Origin of the sequence: Streptomyces sp. NPDC052721, from assembly GCF_040678315.1 — a bacterium.
Lineage (GTDB): Bacteria > Actinomycetota > Actinomycetes > Streptomycetales > Streptomycetaceae > Streptomyces.
On the sequence record NZ_JBFATL010000009.1, the window covers coordinates 106967 to 123931 of the forward strand.

The window sequence follows — 16965 nt, forward strand, 5'->3', positions numbered from 1 at the left end:
TATCACCTGTTCGTGACTGTCGTCACCAGCACGCGACATCCTGTCGGGCCGCGGGCCGCGATCGGCCGGGTCCCGTCGCGTCGGTCACCGATTGTCGACAGCGCGGTAACAGTGGGGACGCGCAGGCGAGGCGGGCCGTGCGCCTGGGTAGGTCGCCTGGTGCCGGGGCCCGGGGGTCCCGGACGAAGCCCGGCGACGGCCTTGAGTGGCCGGGCCCGTACCATTCCTACAGTCGAAAGCAGGACAGCCTGCTCCATGAACGGACTCGCCTTGCACGAACGCCCCGCCGAATCGGCCTCCTGGCGCATCGCGCTGCCGCACACCGCAGCGGCGGTGCCCGTGGCGCGTGCCCTGGTGCGCTCGGCCCTCACCGAGGTGGAGCACGTGGCCGACTGCGACACGGCGGAGCTGCTCACGGCCGAGCTGGTGGCCAACGCGGTGGAGCACACCGCCGGGCGCGGCCCGATAGAGCTGGTGGTGGAGCTGGCGCCGACCGGCTGCCGGGTCGAGGTGCACGACCCGGACCCGGCGCCGCCCGGGCACCTGACCCGGCCTGTCATCGAGGAGCCCGACGTCTGGCAGGAGGGCGGGCGCGGGCTGCTGCTGATCCGCGCCCTCAGCTCGTCCTGCGGTCACCGCCCCACCCCGTCGGGCAAGGCGGTGTGGTTCAGACTGCCTGTGGTTCCCGCTCAGCGTCGGCCGGCGTGACCTCGGCGGCCGGCCGCGCCAGCGTGGAGTGCCGGCGGCCGTAGCCGCCGTAGACCAGCAGGCCCACCGCGAGGAACCCGGCGAACTGGAGCCAGGTCCGCCAGCCGGTCTCGTACATCAGGTACAGGCAGAAGACGACGCCGAGCAGCGGGGCCACCGGGTAGAGCGGCACCCGGAAGCTGCGGGCGAGGCCCGGTTCGCGGCGGCGCAGGGCGATCACCACGATGTTGACGACGGCCATGATGGCGAGCGTGCCGATGGTGCACAGGTTCATCACGGCGTCGAGGGAGGCGAAGGCCGCCGGGAGGGCGAAGACGACCGCGACGATCAGGGTGCCGGCGACCGGCGTGGAGGTCTTCGGGCTGACCTTCTCGAAGACGCGCGGGATCAGGCCGTCCCGGGACATCGACATCAGGATGCGGGTCTGGCCGTACATCACGGCGAGGACCACGGAGGCGATGGCGACGACCGCGCCGAAGGCGATGACACCGCCGCCGACGGTGGAGCCGGTGACCTCGTTCACGACGTAGGAGAGGGCGGCGGGGCGGCCGGCGACCCGGTCGCCGCCGATGGCGCCGATCGCCGCGAGCGCGACCGCGCAGTACAGCAGCGTCACGAGGCCCATGCACACCATGATCGCGACCGGGATGTCCCGGCGCGGGTTCTTCGCCTCCTCGCCGGCGGTGGTGATCGCGTCGAAGCCGATGTAGGAGAAGAACGCGGCCGTGGTGCCCGCGCCGATGCCGCCGAGGCCGGCCGGCGAGAACGGGGTGAGGTTGCCGTGCTTGAAGGCGCTGTAGCCGATGGCGCAGAAGGCCAGGAGGATCGCGAGCTTCACGGCGGCCATGGCGGCGGTGGCCCGGGCGCTCTCGCGCACCCCACGCACCAGCAGCACGGAGGCCATGGCGATGACGAGCACGGCGGGGAGGTTGACGAGGCCGCCGTCGCCGGGGCCGGCGGACAGGGCGGCCGGGAGCTGGAGGCCGGTGAGGCTGTGCAGCAGCTCGTTGACGTACTCGCTCCAGCCGACGGCGACGGCCGAGATGGAGATGCCGTACTCCAGCAGCAGGCACCAGCCGACCAGGAAGGCGGTCGACTCGCCGAGGCCCGCGTAGGCGAAGGAGTACGAGGAACCGGAGACCGGGATGGCGCCGCCCAGCTCCGCGAAGGAGAAGGCGGTGAAGACGCAGGTCAGCGCGGCGAGAAGGAAGGAGATGACGACGGCGGGACCGGCCTGTGCGACGGAGTCGGAGAGGCCGACGAAGATGCCGGTGCCGACGATGGCGCCGACGCCGAAGCAGATGAGCTGGAAGAGGCCCATGGTGCGCTTCAGGCCGTGTCCCTCGCGGTCGGCTCCGGATTCGGCGACGAGCAGGTGCGGGGACTTGATGCGGGGAGCGGGCATGCGGGTGGTGCTCGTTTCTGGTGGTGCGGGCGCCCGGCGTAGGGGCGCGGCGACGGCCGCGGAAGGGGTGGCTCCGGGCCGCCGGTCAGGATAAGGCCTGGTGAGGCGGGTCAGGCAAGGCTTTCCCGGGCGAGTGTGGCCACCAGCACCGCCTTGATGGTGTGCAGCCGGTTCTCGGCCTCGTCGAAGACGATCGAGTGGGCGGACTCGAAGACCTCGTCCGTCACCTCCAGCGACGCCAGGCCGTGGGTCTCGTGGATCTGCTGCCCGACGGCGGTGCCGAGGTCGTGGAAGGCCGGCAGGCAGTGCAGGAACTTCACGTCCGGGTTGCCGGTGGCGTGGAGCACGTCCATGGTCACGGCGTAGGGGGCGAGGGCCGTGATCCGCTCGTCCCACACCTCCTTGGGCTCGCCCATGGAGACCCAGACGTCGGTGGCGACGAAGTCCGCGCCCAGGACGCCCTCGGCGATGTCCTCGGTGAGGGTGACGCGGGCACCGCTGGTGTCGGCGAGCGCGCGGGCGCGGTCGACGATGTCCTGGGCGGGCCAGTAGGACTTCGGGGCGACGATCCGTACGTCCATGCCGAGCAGGGCGCCGGTGACCAGGTAGGAGTTGCCCATGTTGAAGCGGGCGTCGCCGAGGTAGGCGAAGGCGATCTTCCGTAGCGGCTTGGCGCTGTGCTCGGTCATGGTGAGCACGTCGGCGAGCATCTGGGTGGGGTGCCAGTCGTCGGTGAGGCCGTTGTAGACGGGCACGCCGGCGTACGCGGCCAGTTCCTCGATCTTGGCCTGGCTGTCGCCCCGGTACTCGATGCCGTCGAACATCCGGCCCAGCACGCGCGCGGTGTCCTTGACGGACTCCTTGTGCCCGATCTGCGAGCCCGAGGGGTCGAGGTAGGTGGTGTGGGCGCCCTGGTCGGCGGCGGCGACCTCGAACGCGCAGCGGGTGCGCGTCGAGGTCTTCTCGAAGATCAGCGCGATGTTCCTGCCCCGCAGGTACGGGGTCTCGGTCCCGGCCTTCTTCGCGGCCTTCAGTTCGGCGGCCAGCTCGACCAGGCCGCGGAACTCCTCCTCGGTGAAGTCCAGCTCCTTGAGGAAGTGGCGGCCGGCGAGGGCGGTCGGGACTGTCGCCATGGGGGGCGCTCCAGAGGTACGACTACAGGTGACCCTGGAAGTCTATACGACCCTTCACATTTCTATGCGATCTCCTACGGGGTCCCGCTCCACGGGACAGCTCATGCACCGCGGGCCGCCCCGGCCCCGGCCCAGCTCACTGCCCGGGATCTCGATCACCTCGATGCCCTGCTTGCGCAGATGCGTGTTGGTGGTGGAGTTCCGCTCGTAGGCGACGACGACACCGGGCTCGACGGCGAGGACGTTGCAGCCGTCGTCCCACTGCTCCCGCTCGGCGGCGTGCACGTCCTGCGTGGCGGTCAGCACCCGGATCTCACCGAGGCCGAGCGCGGCGGCGATCGCGCGGTGCATGTGCTCCGGCGGATGGTCGGTGACCTTCAGCTCCCGTTCACCGACGCCAGGTTCGATGGTGTACGAGCGGAGCATGCCGAGGCCGGCGTACTGGGTGAAGGTGTCGCCGTCGACCATGGTCATCACCGTGTCCAGATGCATGAAGGCGCGCCGCTTGGGCATGTCGAGCGCCACGATCGTGCGCGCGGAACCGGCCGCGAACAGCTTGTGCGCCAGCATCTCCACGGCCTGCGGGGTGGTGCGCTCGCTCATGCCGATCAGCACGGCGCCGTTGCCGATCACCAGGACGTCTCCGCCCTCGATGGTGGAGGGATAGTCCGCCTGCCCCCGGGACCACACGTGGAACGTTTCGTCACGGAACAGCGGGTGGTGGCGGTAGATCGCCTCGAAGTGGACGGTCTCCCGCTGCCGGGCGGGCCAGCGCATGGCGTTGATGGAGACGCCGTCGTAGATCCACGCCGAGGTGTCGCGGGTGAAGAGGTGGTTGGGCAGCGGGCGGAGCAGGAAGTCGTCCAGCTCCATGACGTGGAAGCGGACCGAGGTCGGTTCCGCGTGCTCCGCCAGGAACTCCCGTTTGGTCATGCCGCCGACCAGGGCCTCGGCCAGCTCGCCCGGGGTCATCCGGTCGAAGGCGGCGCGCAGGTGGTCGGTGGCGAGGGGGCCGTACTCCTTCTCGTCGAAGACCCGGTCCAGGACGAGCGCGCGGGCCTCGGGCAGCGCCAGGGTCTCGGCGAGCAGGTCCCCGAAGAGGTGGACCTCCACCCCGCGGTCGCGCAGTACGTCGGCGAACCCGTCGTGCTCGGCGCGCGCCCGGCGCACCCAGAGCACGTCGTCGAAGAGCAGGGCGTCCTTGTTGCTGGGGGTGAGCCTTTTGAGCTCCAGATCCGGCCGGTGCAGGATGACGCGGCGCAGCCGCCCGGCCTCGGAGTCGACATGGAATCCCATGCCTCCATCCTGACCACCGGGGCCCCGCTTCACCCGCCGCTCGGCGGTTTCCGCGCCCGCCGATTTCCGTGCCCGGCGGCGACGAGCGCTCCCGGAAGCGTTCCGGAAGCGGGCGGTGACTGTCGGGGGAAGCGGGGGCGGGGCTTTGCTAGGGGGGTGAACAGGTCAGACCGTGCCGGCCGGCGGGAGTACCGGGCCCCGCTCGTCCGCGTCGCGCAGGAACGCCTCGACCGCCGAGAGGTCGGTCCGCCCCAGCTCCTCGTCCCGGACGACGATCCGCAGCTCGGGGCAGACGGCCGGGTCCTGGCGCAGGCTCTCGGTGAAGGTCTCGACGATCAGCGACAGCAGCTGGGTGTGGTCGAGTTCGACGAGGCGGGACAGGCCGGCGCCGATCAGCGGTATCGCCACCGGTCTGAACAGGCCGTGCAGGGCGACCGACGGCCACAGGCGTTCCAGGCTCAGCCGCAGATCGGCCGGGGCGGACCGGGCGCGCAGGTCGTTGCCCAGCCGGGAGTAGGCGAGGGCGAAGACCCGGCGTTTGCCGGCCGGGACCGGCACGGCCGTGCCGATGGGGTAGCGGGTGCGCCGGCCGCGCGGCTTGGCCCGGACGCTCTCGGTGGCCAGCGGGGTGACCTCTCTCAGCCCCCGGCGCAGGTGGTCGTCCAGCAGCCGGTGCCGGCCGTCGAAGACGCGGTCGACCAGCTGCCCCTGCACGCTCTCCCGGCTGATGACGATGTCGTCGGGGGAGGTGTCGAAGGTGTCGGAGAACCCCACGACCAGGTTGGCGTCCTCCTGGTCGAACAGGTCGCCGCGCACCACGACGACGTCAACCCGCAGCCCTCGCAGGGTGTGCCGCAGCAGCTCGTCGCCGTGCCGCTCGCGCAGCCGGGCGTTCAGCCGGGCGAGGGCGGCGGCGGCCTCCGGGTCGTCCGGGCGTTCCCGGGCGGTCTGTTCGGCCACCGGCAGGGCGAGGTCGTAGCGGCCCAGCGCGGTGTGGCCGGCGATCAGCTCCCGCAGCGCGGTCTCCCTGAGCTGGGTCAGCCGCCGGACCGGCGCGCGCGCGAACTCCTCGTCCCGCACCTCGGTCAGCGGCCGGCCGCGCCACAGCCGCAGGGCGTCCGTGAGCAGCCGGACGGCCGAGGCCGGTGCCGCGCGCAGCGCGTCGCCCACCAGGCGCGTGAACTCGGCGCTGTCCAGCTCGTCGTCGGCGAGGTCGAGCCGGTAGGTGCTCTCGGCGCCGCGCGCGGTCGGCAGCCGGCCGGTGCGCAGGATCCGGGCGCCGTGTCCCGGCCCGGCCCGGTCGAACGCGCGCCGCAGCTCCAGGATCCGTTTCTGCACCTCGTTGCGGTTGCGCAGGTCCTGGTGCGGCAGTTCCACGGTCGGCTGCCAGACGTCCCCGTACAGCCGGCGCGCGGTGACGGCCTCGCCGTCGGCGGCGACCAGCCGGAGCAGCAGCCGGGCGGTGAGCGGGGTGAGGCGTACGGCGGTGCCGTTCACGTCCAGCCGGACGGGGCCCAGGACGCTCACCCGTATGCACGGTGCGCGGGTCTGCACGCGCCTCGCCCCCTCCGCCGCGTGACGTCCCGTCAACAGTGCCGTCAGCGTACCAAGGCGCTCGGGAGGCAAGCATGCGGTTGACCGGTCCCCGCCCGCCGGCGCGGCCCGCGCGGCTCCGTCTCCTGCGGTCCTGGCGCGAACGGCGGGTGTTCGCGGGGAGCGTGCTGGCGGCCTTCGGCGGGGTGTCGGCCGTCGTGCAGTTCGCCGGCCAGCTGTTCCCGGGCGTCGTGTCCCGGCCCGGACCGGTGCTGGCCGGCTCCGTGACCCTGTGCCTGGCCTGGGGGCTGGCCCGGGCGCGTCCGCAGTCCGTCGTACGGCAGGAGTTCACCCGCCCCGGGATGACGGTGGTGGTCGAGGAGGGCGACCTCTTCGAGCAGCCCGGCCAGCTGGTGGTGGGGTTCACCGACACGTTCGACACCGTCGTGGACGACGGCGTCGTCATCAACGACGCCAGTGTGCAGGGGCAGTTGCTCGCCCGCCGCTACGCGGGGGACGCCCGGCGGCTGGACGCGGAGCTGGCCGCCGCGCTGGCCGGGGTGACCCCGGTGGCGTGGGAGAGCGCGCGGGACAAGCCGCGGGGCAAGCGCGCCCGGTACCCGGTGGGTACGGTCGCCGTCCTCGGCACCCGGCCCGACCTGGTCTTCGCCGTCGCCTACAGCCGGATGGGCAACGACTGTGTCGCCTCCTCCAAGGTGCAGGACCTGTGGCTCGGCCTGGACCGGCTGTGGGACGCCGTCCACCGGCACGGCCAGCTGGAACGCCTCACCATGCCGTTGACGGGCGCGGGCCTGGCCCGGCTGCACGACCTGGACGAGGACAGCCTGCTGCGGCTGATCCTGCTGTCCTTCGTCGTGCACTCCTGGGAGCGGCCGGTCTGCCGTGAGCTGCATGTGGTGCTCCGCCCCGGTGAGCTGGGGCGGATCGACCTGCCGGAGACCGGCGCGTTCCTGGCCGGCCTGGCGGCGGGCGCCCGGCGCCACGTCTGACGCCGGGCGACGCCCCGGTGACGGGGCGCTGAGCGGTACGGGCCCGTCCCCCGACCGTGGACGACCACCGGGCCCGTACCGCGGCTCAGCGGGCCGGCGGTGTCGCCCGCCCGGTGCGGCCGTACGCCGACAGATGGCGGTACGGCCAGGTCTGGAGCCAGTCGGAGCGGGTGTCGTCGACCGCGCAGCCCGCCAGCTTCAGCCGCTCGGCGATCTTGCGCAGGGCGGTCTCCGTGCCGTCGAACCGGATGACGTTCCGGCCCGCGATGTCGGCGATCGGGCGCAGCTCCCCGACCTCCACCATCAGGGTGCGCTCCGGGTAGGCCATCAGCACCATGCCCAGTTCGATGAGCACGTTGGGCCGGGGCTGACCGGTGGGCTCGGTCTCGAACGGCGGCTCGTTCCGGCCGTACAGGTCCGGGTGGAGCTGGGCGACGTCGTCCGGGGTGAGCAGCACGAGGGCCGCCTGGGCCAGCTCGGGGGCGCCGGCGACGACCTCGCCGAGGAAGGGCGCCGTCTGGCCGGTGGCCTTGACCAGGTCCTCCCACTCCAGCGGGCGCAGATCGAGCAGGCGCAGCAGGTCGAACATCCTGAGGCGCACCTCCTCGTCCCGCCCGTGGACGACGAAGACGTTGCGTCGGCGGTCCGGGGCGGGGCCGTCCTGGTCCGGGCCGGTGTCGCGGGCGGCGGCGGGAGGAGCGCCGTAGTAGTGCTGCGTGCCCGAGTTGGTGGTGTTGTCGTTCCCGGTGACGAAGCTGTTGTGGCGCCCGAAGTCGTTCCGGCTCCCGTAGTCGCTGCTGTTGCCGCCCGTGGAGGTGTGCGTCATGCGGATCCCGCCCCCTGACCGCCGGCCGGGCCGCCGAAGTTCTGCGTGCCCGAGTTGGTGGTGTTGTTGTCGCCGTGCACGAAGCTGTTGTTGTGCCCGTAGTTGTTGAGGATGTTCGTCTGACGGGCCTCGTGCTCCGTCAGGTCCACGTTGTGCTCGTACAGGAAGTCACGGACGACGTGGAGGAACTGGCGCTCCACGATCTGCGTGTACTTGATGGTGTCGGTCTCCTGGAAGAAGACGTGGAAGTGGGGGCTGGTCGCCATCTCCCGGACGCTGGTGACCGCCCCGCGGTTGAGCAGGGCGTCCGCGTAGCGGCCGAGGCCGAACTCGCTGCTGTCGGCCGGCTGCGGCACCCGGATCTTCTCCTTGGTCCACGGCAGCCGCGGGAGCAGCTGGGCACCCGCCGCCTTGGCGGCGGCCGACCGTACCGCGGAGTGGGGTGTGCCGCGCAGGGTGTGCCAGGCCAGCTTGAGCAGCAGCCGCTCGTCCAGGGCGGCGGGGAGCCGGTCCACCAGCTGGAAGCTCGCCCGGACCGGCGCCAGCACGTACGAGTAGAACTCGGTGTGCAGGGTGTTCCCCTTGAGGTCGAAGCCCACGAACGCCGTGGTGACCAGCTCCTGGTCCCAGGACCCCACCCGGATGCACAGATAGTCGCGGCCGGTGTCGTGGACGTCCTGCCAGTCGCCGTCGAGCTGCTCGGGGGTCGGCTCCGCCACACCCCGGAGCGTCGTGACGGCCGTGGTGAAGGTGCTCTTCTCGACGGCGAGGCCCTCGATCCGCTGCGCCGGGCCGGCCTGGGCGCGCAGCCGCGCGGTCATGCGGTCGGCGACGTAGGCGGTCAGCTCCTCGACGGTGAAGGGGACGACCTCCTTGCGCTTGGGCTCCTGGCCGGTGACACCGGGCGCCACGGGCGGGCCCGCGCCGGGCCGGCCGTCGAACACCCCGAGGGGCGCGCCGATCAGCAGTTCCGCGTTGGACCAGCGGCGCACCTGCGTGCCCGCGCCGACGAACGGCTTGTAGCCGCCGTAGCGGATCACCGTGCCGTCCGAGGTCTGCTCCCGCTTGATCTTGGCCACCAGTTCGGGCGTCAGCTCCGGGTGCTCGGGGTACGAACCGTCGAACCCCCGGCCCCGGCGTCCCTCGCCGGTCGCAGGGGCCAGCCGGCGCGTCAGCGTCTGCAGGGTGACGACCCGCCGCAGGAAGGCGGTGACCCACAGCAGCCACAGCACGGCCAGCAGCGCGGTGAACCCGCTCAGCGCGCCGGTGACCATGAGGACGAAGGTGACGGCGGCGCCCGCGGCGAACACGGCCAGCCGGATGCGCTGGAGCCGGCGCGCCGCCAGCGCGTGCGCGAGCACGGGCACCGCGTCGTACCCGTACGACGGGGCCACCACCCGGTACCGGTGGGTCAGCAGCTCGCGGATGACACCGGCGCGGTAGACCGGGTCGAGGTAGGTGCCCGCGCACAGCAGCCGGGTGGCGTTGCTCGTCGCGTCCGCGGCCGGGCGGGCCCCGGCCGCCCGGTCCGGTTCCGGCGACGGAGCGGGCACGGTGAGGAAGTCGCTCGCCATTGTCTTCTCGCTCCGCTCTGCTCAGCCGGTGGGGGTCATGGAGGCGTCGGTGATGACACCGTCGACCACGGTGTACCGGCCGCTGTACGACTTCCGCGTGCCGTCGGTCTGTACGGCGAGGAGATCCACCCAGACCGTCCCGCCCTGGACGGATTCGATGGTGACGTCGTCCCGCTCGGTGGTGGCGAAGCCCGACACGAAGGAGGTGTAGGACGCGTCCAGGTTCTTGCCGCCCAGGTCCCAGGCGGTCTGGAAGTCCTGCTCGTTGATGGCCTCGAAGAAACGCGTCACCGTGCCGGCGGGGCCGTCGGTCGCCTCGGCGCTCTCGGTGCCGGCCGGGCTGGAGGCGGTGTCCGTGGGCTCGGCGCTGTCGGTGGACGCCCAGGTCGGCGTCTCGTACGCCGTGGAGGTGTCCGGTGCCGGCGTGTCCGGGGACGACGAGCCGTAACCGCCGGAGTAGCCGCTGGAGTAGTCGTCCGAGTAGCCGCCGGAGTTGCCGCCGCCGTCCTCGGAGCCCAGGTGGGGCGCGATGCCCATGAGCAGGATCAACAGAAAGGGGACACCACCGATGAGCAGGGCGTACGTCCGCTCTCTACCGCCGGCGGGTAAGAGGCTCGGCGGCTCGTAGGTGTGGTTCATGGGTCCTCGCAACTCCCGGCAGACGGCCGGGATCTCGCTCGTTCCGTCGTTATGACGACAGTCACTCTGCCCGACATCCGTCGGGCCGGGCGCCGGTTTCGCGCTTCCGATGCGCTTCCGATCCGCGACACGCGGGGCGGTGCGTCGGACCGGGGTTCAGATCGCGGTGCAGGGCACCGGCCACCGCCGGATGCGCGGGGGCAGGGTCACCGCCCAGCCGCCGCCCGTCAGGACCAGCCGCTCGGCCGCCAGGAGCCCCAGTGCCTCCCGCCCGGTGGCGTCCAGCTCCGCGACGGGCGTGGGTTCCAGCAGCCGCAGGAACGTGGCGTGCAGCGCGGGGTGGTCCAGGGTCAGGCGGACGGCCGTGCCCCGCTCCCTGCGGTCCAGGACCGTGACGAAGTCCGGGCCGCGCCGGTGGTAGAGGGTGCCGTGGGCGTGGCCGGCCCGCCAGGACGCCAACACGCCCGGATCGGCCGGCAGTTCGGTGGGCGGCGGAAGGTGGCGCAGCAGGCGGGGGTCGTACGACGGTGTGCCCGTCGCCCGCCAGCTCACGCTGAGGCCCAGGCCCTGGCACTCGCGCAGGAACCGTACCGCCTCCGCTGTCGTACGGCCCGTGCCGCTCATGTCCAGGGGCTCGACGGCTTCGACCCGGCGCCCGGTGCGCCGGTGCGGCACGGTGCCGGGCGGTCCGTTCACCCCGTCCCCCTCGGGCGGCTCATCCGGCCCCCTCGGGCAGCCGGACCGGCTCGCCCCAGGTCGGCAGGGAGACGTACGTGGCGCCGTCGCGGAACAGCAGGCCCAGGGAGAACGCGTGGTCGACCCACGCGTCCAGGGCCCGCGCCGGCACCTCGTGGCCGTCGGCGGTCAGCAGGCGGTGCAGCGCGGGAACGGTCCGGCCGTCCTCCAGCCGGCGCAGGGCCGCGGCCCGCCAGCCGGTGAAGCGGTGGGTGGCGGGCGGGCGGCCGTACCGCCGGTCACGCACCAGCAGCTCCGCCCCGTCCTCCTCGAACAGCAGCCGGGAGTCCGCGTGCCCGGCCCGCCAGGCGGCCACCGCCTCCTTCAACCGCCGCTCGACCGGCCCGCCGATGCCCGCCGGCTCGGTGTCGAACAGGTAGACCAGATCGGCCAGTTCGCCCTCGGGCAGGTCGTAGACGTGCTGGTACATCGCGGCCGGGCGGCGCTCGCCGAAGCCGAGGCCGGGGTCGGTGAAGTGCGGGCTGAACCGCTCCAGCTGGATGCGGTGGGCGCCGCTCGGCGGCTGGAGGTGGACCAGCGCGGGCATCTGGTCGATGACGGGCGTGTAGTCGTCGGCGGTCTCGCCGGGGAAGCCGTACAGCAGGTTCCAGGAGCAGGTCAGGGCGTGGTTCTCGCACTCGCGCAGGGTGCGGACGTTACGGGCGCCGGTGACGCCCTTGTCCATGAGGTCCAGGACGCGGCTGCCCAGGCTCTCGATGCCGGGCTGGATGTGCACCGTGCCGGCGGCGCCGAGGAGTCCGAGCTGGGCGGGGGTGAGGTTCGACTTGACCTCGTAGTGCAGCCGCAGGTCCCAGCCGCTCTCGGTCACCCGGGGCAGGAAGTCGCGGAAGTAGGCCATGTCGATGATGTTGTCGACGGTGACCACGTCGAGGAGGCGGTGGCGGCGCACCAGCCGGTCGATCTCCGTCCACAGCCGCTCCCCCGGCTTGGCGCGGAAGGCCATGGCCGTGCCGTTCAGCCCGCAGAACGTGCAGTGGTGCTTCTCGCCCCACCAGCAGCCCCGGGCTCCCTCCACGACCAGCTTCGGGTGGATGTGCTCCTGGACCGGGGAGGCGTCCAGGGCGGCCTGCCACTGGTCGTAGTCGGGCGAGGGTATGTCTGCCGGGGCCACGGTCCGCCGGGTTTCCGTGTTGGCCCGGGACACCGTGCCGTCCCACCAGCACAGTCCGGGGACGTCCGCCGGGGCGGTGCCCGCGTCCAGGTGGCGCAGCAGGGCGGGGAAGGCGTACTCGGCCTCCCCGCGGACCACGTGGTCGACGAAGGGGTGGTTGCGGTGCAGGGCGTGGCCCATCGGGCCGTCGCAGTTGCTGCCGCCGAGGACGACCGTCACCTCGGGCCGTCTCCGCTTGAGTTCACGGGCGAGGGCGAGGGACGGCACGTTCTGCATGAAGGTGCTGGTGAACCCGACCACGTCCGGTCCGGCCGCCAGCACCTCGGTGGCGCAGGCGTCGATGAAGCCGGCCGCGTACGGGCGCATCGCGAGGGCCGTGTCGATGAAGACGTCCCGGCCGGCCGCGTACTCCTTCAGCCGGGCCTCGCCCCAGCCGGGGTCGTCGTACAGGACGCCGGAGAAGACCCAGTCGCCGAGGCCGTGGAAGATGGCGTCGCTGCCGACCGCGACGTAGTCGTCCGGCCGGAGCCGGCCGCCGGAGCGCTCCAGCAGGAACTCCGCCCAGCGCAGCGAGCCGTGGAACTCGGTCACCTCGTCGCCGGGGCGGGACCGCCGCACGATCCGGTGGAGCAGGCCCAGTTGCAGCGAGGGCAGGTCGAGCGGATGCCACGGCATCGTGACCAGGTGAACGCGCATGCTCAGCGGGTCGGCCGCTTCTCCAGGATCGCCGGCCGGCGGGTGGTGCTCCGCTGGTCCTCGCGCACCACGATCTTCTTGATCTCCACGCTCGCCACTCCCCTCATGGCATGCGAACGCCCTTGCGCCGCACAGCTGTTCACCATATGGACAGATGTGTGTGCGGCACAAGGGCGTTGTGTGACGGTCGTACTCACAGCCGCGGGTCCACCGGCTCCGACTCCAGCGCCAGCACCCCGAACACCGCCTCGTGCACCCGCCACAGCGGTTCGCCGTCCGCGAGCCGGTCCAGGGCCTCCAGGCCGAGGGCGTACTCGCGCAGGGCGAGGGACCGCTTGTGGTTCAGGAACCGCTGCCGCAGCCGGGCCAGGTTGTCCGGCCGGGTGTACTCGGGACCGTAGATGATCCGCAGGTACTCCCGTCCCCGGCACTTGACGCCGGGCTGCACCAGCCGTCCCTCGGGGGTGCGGACCAGGGCGCCGACCGGCTTGACGACCATGCCCTCGCCGCCCCGGCCGGTCATCTCCAGCCACCAGTCGACGCCCGCGCGCACCGACCCGGGGTCGGCGGTGTCGACGTACAGCCGCCGGGTGGTCCGCAGCAGTCCGGTGCCGTCGTGCTCCACCAGCCGGTCGATCAGGGCGAGTTGCTCGTCGTGCGGCAGCGCGGCGAGGCTGCGGCCCTGGACGGCCAGGAGCTGGAAGGGGGCCAGCCGGACCCCGTCCAGGCCCTCGGTGGTCCAGCAGTAGCGGCGGTAGGCGGCGGTGAACGCGCGTGCGTCGGCGGCGCGTTCGCGCTGCCGGGCGAGCAGGCCGCCCACGTCGGCGGCGCGCGCCGCCGCGGCCTCCAGGGCGGCGAGCACGTCCGGGAACACCGCGCCGGACGCGGCGCCGACGGCCGCGTACTGGCCGCGCAGCAGCCCCGTGGCCTTCAGCGACCACGGCATCAGCTCGGCGTCCAACAGCAGCCAGCCGGTGCCGAGTTCGTCCCACAGACCGGCGTCCCCGATCGCCGAGCGCAGCCGGCCGAGGATCTCCTCGGTCATCTGCTGGTCGTCGAAGAACGGCCGCCCGGTACGGGTGTACAAGGACCCGGTGGGCCCGTCCACACCGAAGCGCTCGCGGGCCGTCTCCGCGTCCCGGCACACCAGGGCCACGGCCCGCGACCCCATGTGCTTCTCCTCGCACACGACCCGCGCGACCCCGTCCCGCGCGTACTGCGCGAAGGCCTCCGCCGGGTGCTCCAGGTAGCCCTCGATCCCGGAGGTGGCCGTGGGTGCCATGGTCGGCGGCAGGTACGGCAGCAGGCGCGGGTCGGTCGCGAAGCGGCTCATGACCTCAAGGGCCGCCGCCGCGTTCTCCTCCCGGACGGCCACCCTGCCCGCGTGCCGGGTCTCCACGGCCCGGCGGCCGTGCACGTCCGCCAGGTCCAGCGGCCGGCCGTCCTGCCCGCCGGGCGCCTCGGCGCGCAGCGGCCTCGCCGGCTCGTACCAGACCCGCTCGGCCGGTACGTCGACCAGCTCCCGCTCCGGCCAGCGCAGCGCGGTCAGCTTGCCGCCGAAGACGGCACCGGTGTCCAGGCAGATGGTGTTGTTGAGCCAGGTGGCCTCGGGCACGGGTGTGTGGCCGTAGACCACCGCGGCCCGGCCCCGGTAGTCCTCCGCCCACGGGTAGCGCACCGGCAGCCCGAACTCGTCGGTCTCGCCGGTGGTGTCCCCGTACAGGGCGTGCGAGCGGACCCGGCCGGAGGTGCGGCCGTGGTACTTCTCGGGCAGGCCGGCGTGGCAGACCACGAGCCGGCCGCCGTCCAGGACGTAGTGGCTGACCAGGCCCTCGATGAACTCCCGTACCTCGCGCCGGAACTCCTCGCTCTCGCCCTCCATCTGCGCGATGGTCTCGGCGAGCCCGTGGGTGTGCTGGACCCTGCGGCCCTTGAGGTGGCGGCCGTACTTGTTCTCGTGGTTGCCGGGGACGCACAGGGCGTCGCCCGCCTTCACCATGGACATCACCCGGCGCAGCACCCCGGGGCTGTCCGGACCGCGGTCCACCAGGTCACCGACGAACACGGCGGTACGGCCCTGCGGGTGCGCTCCGTCCACGTAGCCCAACTTGGCCAGAAGCGCCTCCAGTTCGGCGGAGCAGCCGTGGACGTCGCCGATGATGTCGAACGGGCCGGTGAGGTGGGTCAGGTCGTTGTAGCGCCTCTCGGTGACGACGGTGGCGTTCTCCACCTCCTCCGGACCGCGCAGGACGTGCACCTTGCGGAAGCCCTCACGCTCCAGGTGGCGCAGCGAGCGGCGCAGTTCGCGGACGTGCCGCTGGATCACCCGGCGGGGCATGTCGGCGCGGTCGGTGCGGGCCGCGTTGCGCTCGGCGCACACCTCCTCCGGCACGTCCAGCACGATGGCTATGGGCAGTACGTCGTACCGCTTGGCCAGGTCGATCAGCCGGCGCCGGGCGTCCTGCTGCACGCTGGTGGCATCGACGACGGTGCGGCGGCCGGCGGCCAGCCGCTTGCCGGCGATGTAGTGCAGGACGTCGAAGGCGTCCGGGGTCGCGCTCTGGTCGTTCTCGTCGTCGCAGACCAGACCGCGGCAGAAGTCGGAGGAGATCACCTCGGTGGGCTTGAAGTGCCGGCGGGCGAAGGTGGACTTGCCGGAGCCGGAGGCGCCGACGAGAACGACGAGGGACAGGTCGGTGACGGGCAGTTCCCGTCCCGGTTTACGGGTCTCGCTCATGCGGCCTTCGCCTCCTTCTCGGTGCCGGTGCGGTGGAACACGGCCATCTGGGTGGGCGGCCCGACCTCGGGGTCGTCCGGGCCGACGGGAACGAACTCGACGTCGTAGCCGTGGCGTCCGGCCACGGTCGCCGCCCAGGAGCGGAACTCCTCGCGGGTCCACTCGAAGCGGTGGTCGCCGTGCCGGACGTGTCCGGCGGGCAGGCTCTCCCAGCGGACGTTGTACTCGACGTTCGGGGTGGTCACGACGACCGTGCGCGGGCGCGCGTGCCCGAACACGGCGTACTCCAGGGCGGGCAGCCGGGGCAGGTCGAGGTGTTCGATCACCTCGCTGAGCACGGCGGCGTCGTACCCCTTGAGCCGGTTGTCGGTGTAGGCGAGGGAGCCCTGGACGAGCCTGACGCGGGCCGCCTGCCGCTCCCCCATCCGGTCGAGCCTGAGCCGCCGCGCCGCGATGGTCAGGGCCCGCACGGACACGTCGACGCCGACGATCTCGGTGAACCGGGTGTCCTTGAGCAGCGCCTGCACCAACTGGCCCTGGCCGCAGCCGAGGTCGAGCACGCGCGCGGCCCCGGACGCGTGCAGCGCGGTGAGGATCGCCGCCCGGCGCCGCTCGGCGAGCGGGGTCGGCTTCTCCTCCGCCTCGGTCTCCTCCGCGACCGCGTTGTCGATGTCCTCGACCTCGCTGTCGTCGGCCTCGGCCAGCCGCACCAGTTCCAGGCGCTCGCGGGCCTGCCGGGTCAGCGACCAGCGCCGGGACAGATACCGGCTGGTGATCAGGTGCTGCTCCGGATGCCCGGCCAGCCAGCCCTCACCGGCCCGCAGCAGCTTGTCGACCTCGTCGGCGGAGACCCAGTAGTGCTTGGCGTCGTCCAGCACCGGCAGCAGGACGTACAGGTGGCGCAGCGCCTCGGCGAGGGTCAGCCGCTCCGACTCCAGCACCAGCCGGACGTACCGCGAGTCGCCCCATTCCGGGAAGGCGGTGTCGAGCGGGACGGGGTCGGCGGTGACTGTCCAGCCGAGCGGTGCGAACAGCCGTCGTACCAGCTCGGCTCCGCCGCGGGCGGGCAGCGCCGGGACCTCGATGCGCAGCGGCAGCGGGGCCGCCGCCCGCTCGGGGCGGGCGGCGCACACCCCGCGCAGGGCACTGGAGAAGACGTTGCTCAGCGCGACCGCGAGGAGCGAGGAGGCGGCGTAGGGCCGGTCGTTGACGTACTGCGCGAGGGCCGCGTCGGGGGCGCCGCCGCGGCCCTTGCCCCTGCCCCGGCGGACCAGGGCGAGCGTGTCGGTCTCCAGCAGCAGGGCGGCCGTGCAGCGCTCGGCGTCCGCCTCGGGGTAGAAGACGTGCGCCGTGCCGTACGACGTGGAGAACGCCTGCGCCTTGTCGGGGTGCTTGTGCAGCAGGTACCCCAGGTCGGTGGCCGGGTTCCCGGGCGTACCGGTGGTGGAGATCGTCACGAACATGCTGTCGAGTCTCCCTGGCCGGACCCCCGCCGACCACAGGTTTTCCCGTGCGGCGGTGGTCCGCCGCGCGGACCGACC

At 72.7% G+C, this 16965-nt stretch carries 13 protein-coding genes; 2 read left to right on the forward strand and 11 right to left on the reverse strand.

The features are described 5' to 3' along the window. Positions 1 to 255 precede the first annotated feature (255 nt). Complete coding sequence (locus AB0L21_RS11775; protein ID WP_365701223.1) at positions 256 to 708, forward strand: ATP-binding protein; 453 nt, start codon at positions 256 to 258, stop codon at positions 706 to 708. On the opposite strand, the gene AB0L21_RS11780 is transcribed toward AB0L21_RS11775, so the two are convergent. From AB0L21_RS11780 to AB0L21_RS11795, 4 genes are all read right to left on the reverse strand, one after another. Beyond that, positions 668 to 2113 (reverse strand): amino acid permease, encoded by a 1446-nt coding sequence (locus tag AB0L21_RS11780; protein WP_365783598.1) that lies wholly within the window; start codon positions 2111 to 2113, stop codon positions 668 to 670. The genes AB0L21_RS11775 and AB0L21_RS11780 overlap by 41 nt on opposite strands. Positions 2114 to 2223: 110 nt before the next feature. Continuing rightward, entirely contained in the window at positions 2224 to 3246 is a 1023-nt protein-coding gene (argF, locus tag AB0L21_RS11785; protein WP_365701219.1) for an ornithine carbamoyltransferase, read from the reverse strand. 54 nt (positions 3247 to 3300) lie between these two features. Continuing rightward, positions 3301 to 4542 carry an arginine deiminase gene (locus AB0L21_RS11790; RefSeq protein ID WP_365783600.1) on the reverse strand — a complete coding sequence of 414 codons (1242 nt, stop codon included), beginning with the start codon at positions 4540 to 4542 and terminating at the stop codon, positions 3301 to 3303. Between the two features lie 165 nt (positions 4543 to 4707). After that, positions 4708 to 6069 carry a macro domain-containing protein gene (locus AB0L21_RS11795; RefSeq protein ID WP_365783602.1) on the reverse strand — a complete coding sequence of 454 codons (1362 nt, stop codon included), beginning with the start codon at positions 6067 to 6069 and terminating at the stop codon, positions 4708 to 4710. Between the two features lie 101 nt (positions 6070 to 6170). On the opposite strand from AB0L21_RS11795, the gene AB0L21_RS11800 reads away from it, so the two are divergent. Then, positions 6171 to 7085, forward strand: a complete 915-nt coding sequence (locus AB0L21_RS11800; RefSeq protein WP_365701213.1) for a macro domain-containing protein — start codon at positions 6171 to 6173, stop codon at positions 7083 to 7085. Between the two features lie 85 nt (positions 7086 to 7170). On the opposite strand, the gene AB0L21_RS11805 is transcribed toward AB0L21_RS11800, so the two are convergent. The 7 genes from AB0L21_RS11805 to AB0L21_RS11835 all read right to left on the reverse strand — a co-directional run bounded on the left by AB0L21_RS11805 (position 7171) and on the right by AB0L21_RS11835 (position 16887). Beyond that, a complete protein-coding gene (locus AB0L21_RS11805) occupies positions 7171 to 7911 on the reverse strand; it encodes a nucleotide-binding protein (protein WP_365783604.1) in 741 nt (246 codons plus the stop codon). Beyond that, positions 7908 to 9485 carry a hypothetical protein gene (locus tag AB0L21_RS11810; protein ID WP_365701209.1) on the reverse strand — a complete coding sequence of 526 codons (1578 nt, stop codon included), beginning with the start codon at positions 9483 to 9485 and terminating at the stop codon, positions 7908 to 7910. The genes AB0L21_RS11805 and AB0L21_RS11810 overlap by 4 nt, the downstream gene beginning before the upstream one ends. Before the next feature lie 21 nt (positions 9486 to 9506). Further along, a complete protein-coding gene (locus AB0L21_RS11815) occupies positions 9507 to 10124 on the reverse strand; it encodes a hypothetical protein (RefSeq protein ID WP_365701207.1) in 618 nt (205 codons plus the stop codon). Positions 10125 to 10280: 156 nt separating this feature from the next. Next, a complete protein-coding gene (locus AB0L21_RS11820; RefSeq protein WP_365783606.1) occupies positions 10281 to 10820 on the reverse strand; it encodes a DUF5825 family protein in 540 nt (179 codons plus the stop codon). A 19-nt stretch (positions 10821 to 10839) separates the two neighbouring features. Next, the gene (locus AB0L21_RS11825; protein WP_365783608.1) at positions 10840 to 12687 is read right to left on the reverse strand and encodes a RiPP maturation radical SAM C-methyltransferase; all 1848 of its coding nucleotides are present in this window, start codon (positions 12685 to 12687) and stop codon (positions 10840 to 10842) included. Positions 12688 to 12880: 193 nt separating this feature from the next. Continuing rightward, positions 12881 to 15424, reverse strand: coding sequence for a polynucleotide kinase-phosphatase (locus AB0L21_RS11830; protein WP_365783610.1), 2544 nt, complete (start codon positions 15422 to 15424; stop codon positions 12881 to 12883). Then, positions 15421 to 16887 carry a 3' terminal RNA ribose 2'-O-methyltransferase Hen1 gene (locus AB0L21_RS11835; protein WP_365783612.1) on the reverse strand — a complete coding sequence of 489 codons (1467 nt, stop codon included), beginning with the start codon at positions 16885 to 16887 and terminating at the stop codon, positions 15421 to 15423. The genes AB0L21_RS11830 and AB0L21_RS11835 overlap by 4 nt, the downstream gene beginning before the upstream one ends. Positions 16888 to 16965: the final 78 nt, after the last annotated feature.

What these genes read in the sequence shown, in the direction of transcription:
- AB0L21_RS11790 (WP_365783600.1), bottom strand. Translation starts at nt 4,542, where the DNA reads ATGGGATTCCATGTCGACTCCGAGGCCGGGCGGCTGCGCCGCGTCATC.
- AB0L21_RS11780 (WP_365783598.1), bottom strand. Translation starts at nt 2,113, where the DNA reads ATGCCCGCTCCCCGCATCAAGTCCCCGCACCTGCTCGTCGCCGAATCC.
- AB0L21_RS11830 (WP_365783610.1), bottom strand. Translation starts at nt 15,424, where the DNA reads ATGAGCGAGACCCGTAAACCGGGACGGGAACTGCCCGTCACCGACCTG.
- AB0L21_RS11805 (WP_365783604.1), bottom strand. Translation starts at nt 7,911, where the DNA reads ATGACGCACACCTCCACGGGCGGCAACAGCAGCGACTACGGGAGCCGG.
- AB0L21_RS11815 (WP_365701207.1), bottom strand. Translation starts at nt 10,124, where the DNA reads ATGAACCACACCTACGAGCCGCCGAGCCTCTTACCCGCCGGCGGTAGA.
- AB0L21_RS11775 (WP_365701223.1), top strand. Translation starts at nt 256, where the DNA reads ATGAACGGACTCGCCTTGCACGAACGCCCCGCCGAATCGGCCTCCTGG.
- argF (WP_365701219.1), bottom strand. Translation starts at nt 3,246, where the DNA reads ATGGCGACAGTCCCGACCGCCCTCGCCGGCCGCCACTTCCTCAAGGAG.
- AB0L21_RS11825 (WP_365783608.1), bottom strand. Translation starts at nt 12,687, where the DNA reads ATGCGCGTTCACCTGGTCACGATGCCGTGGCATCCGCTCGACCTGCCC.
- AB0L21_RS11835 (WP_365783612.1), bottom strand. Translation starts at nt 16,887, where the DNA reads ATGTTCGTGACGATCTCCACCACCGGTACGCCCGGGAACCCGGCCACC.
- AB0L21_RS11800 (WP_365701213.1), top strand. Translation starts at nt 6,171, where the DNA reads ATGCGGTTGACCGGTCCCCGCCCGCCGGCGCGGCCCGCGCGGCTCCGT.
- AB0L21_RS11810 (WP_365701209.1), bottom strand. Translation starts at nt 9,485, where the DNA reads ATGGCGAGCGACTTCCTCACCGTGCCCGCTCCGTCGCCGGAACCGGAC.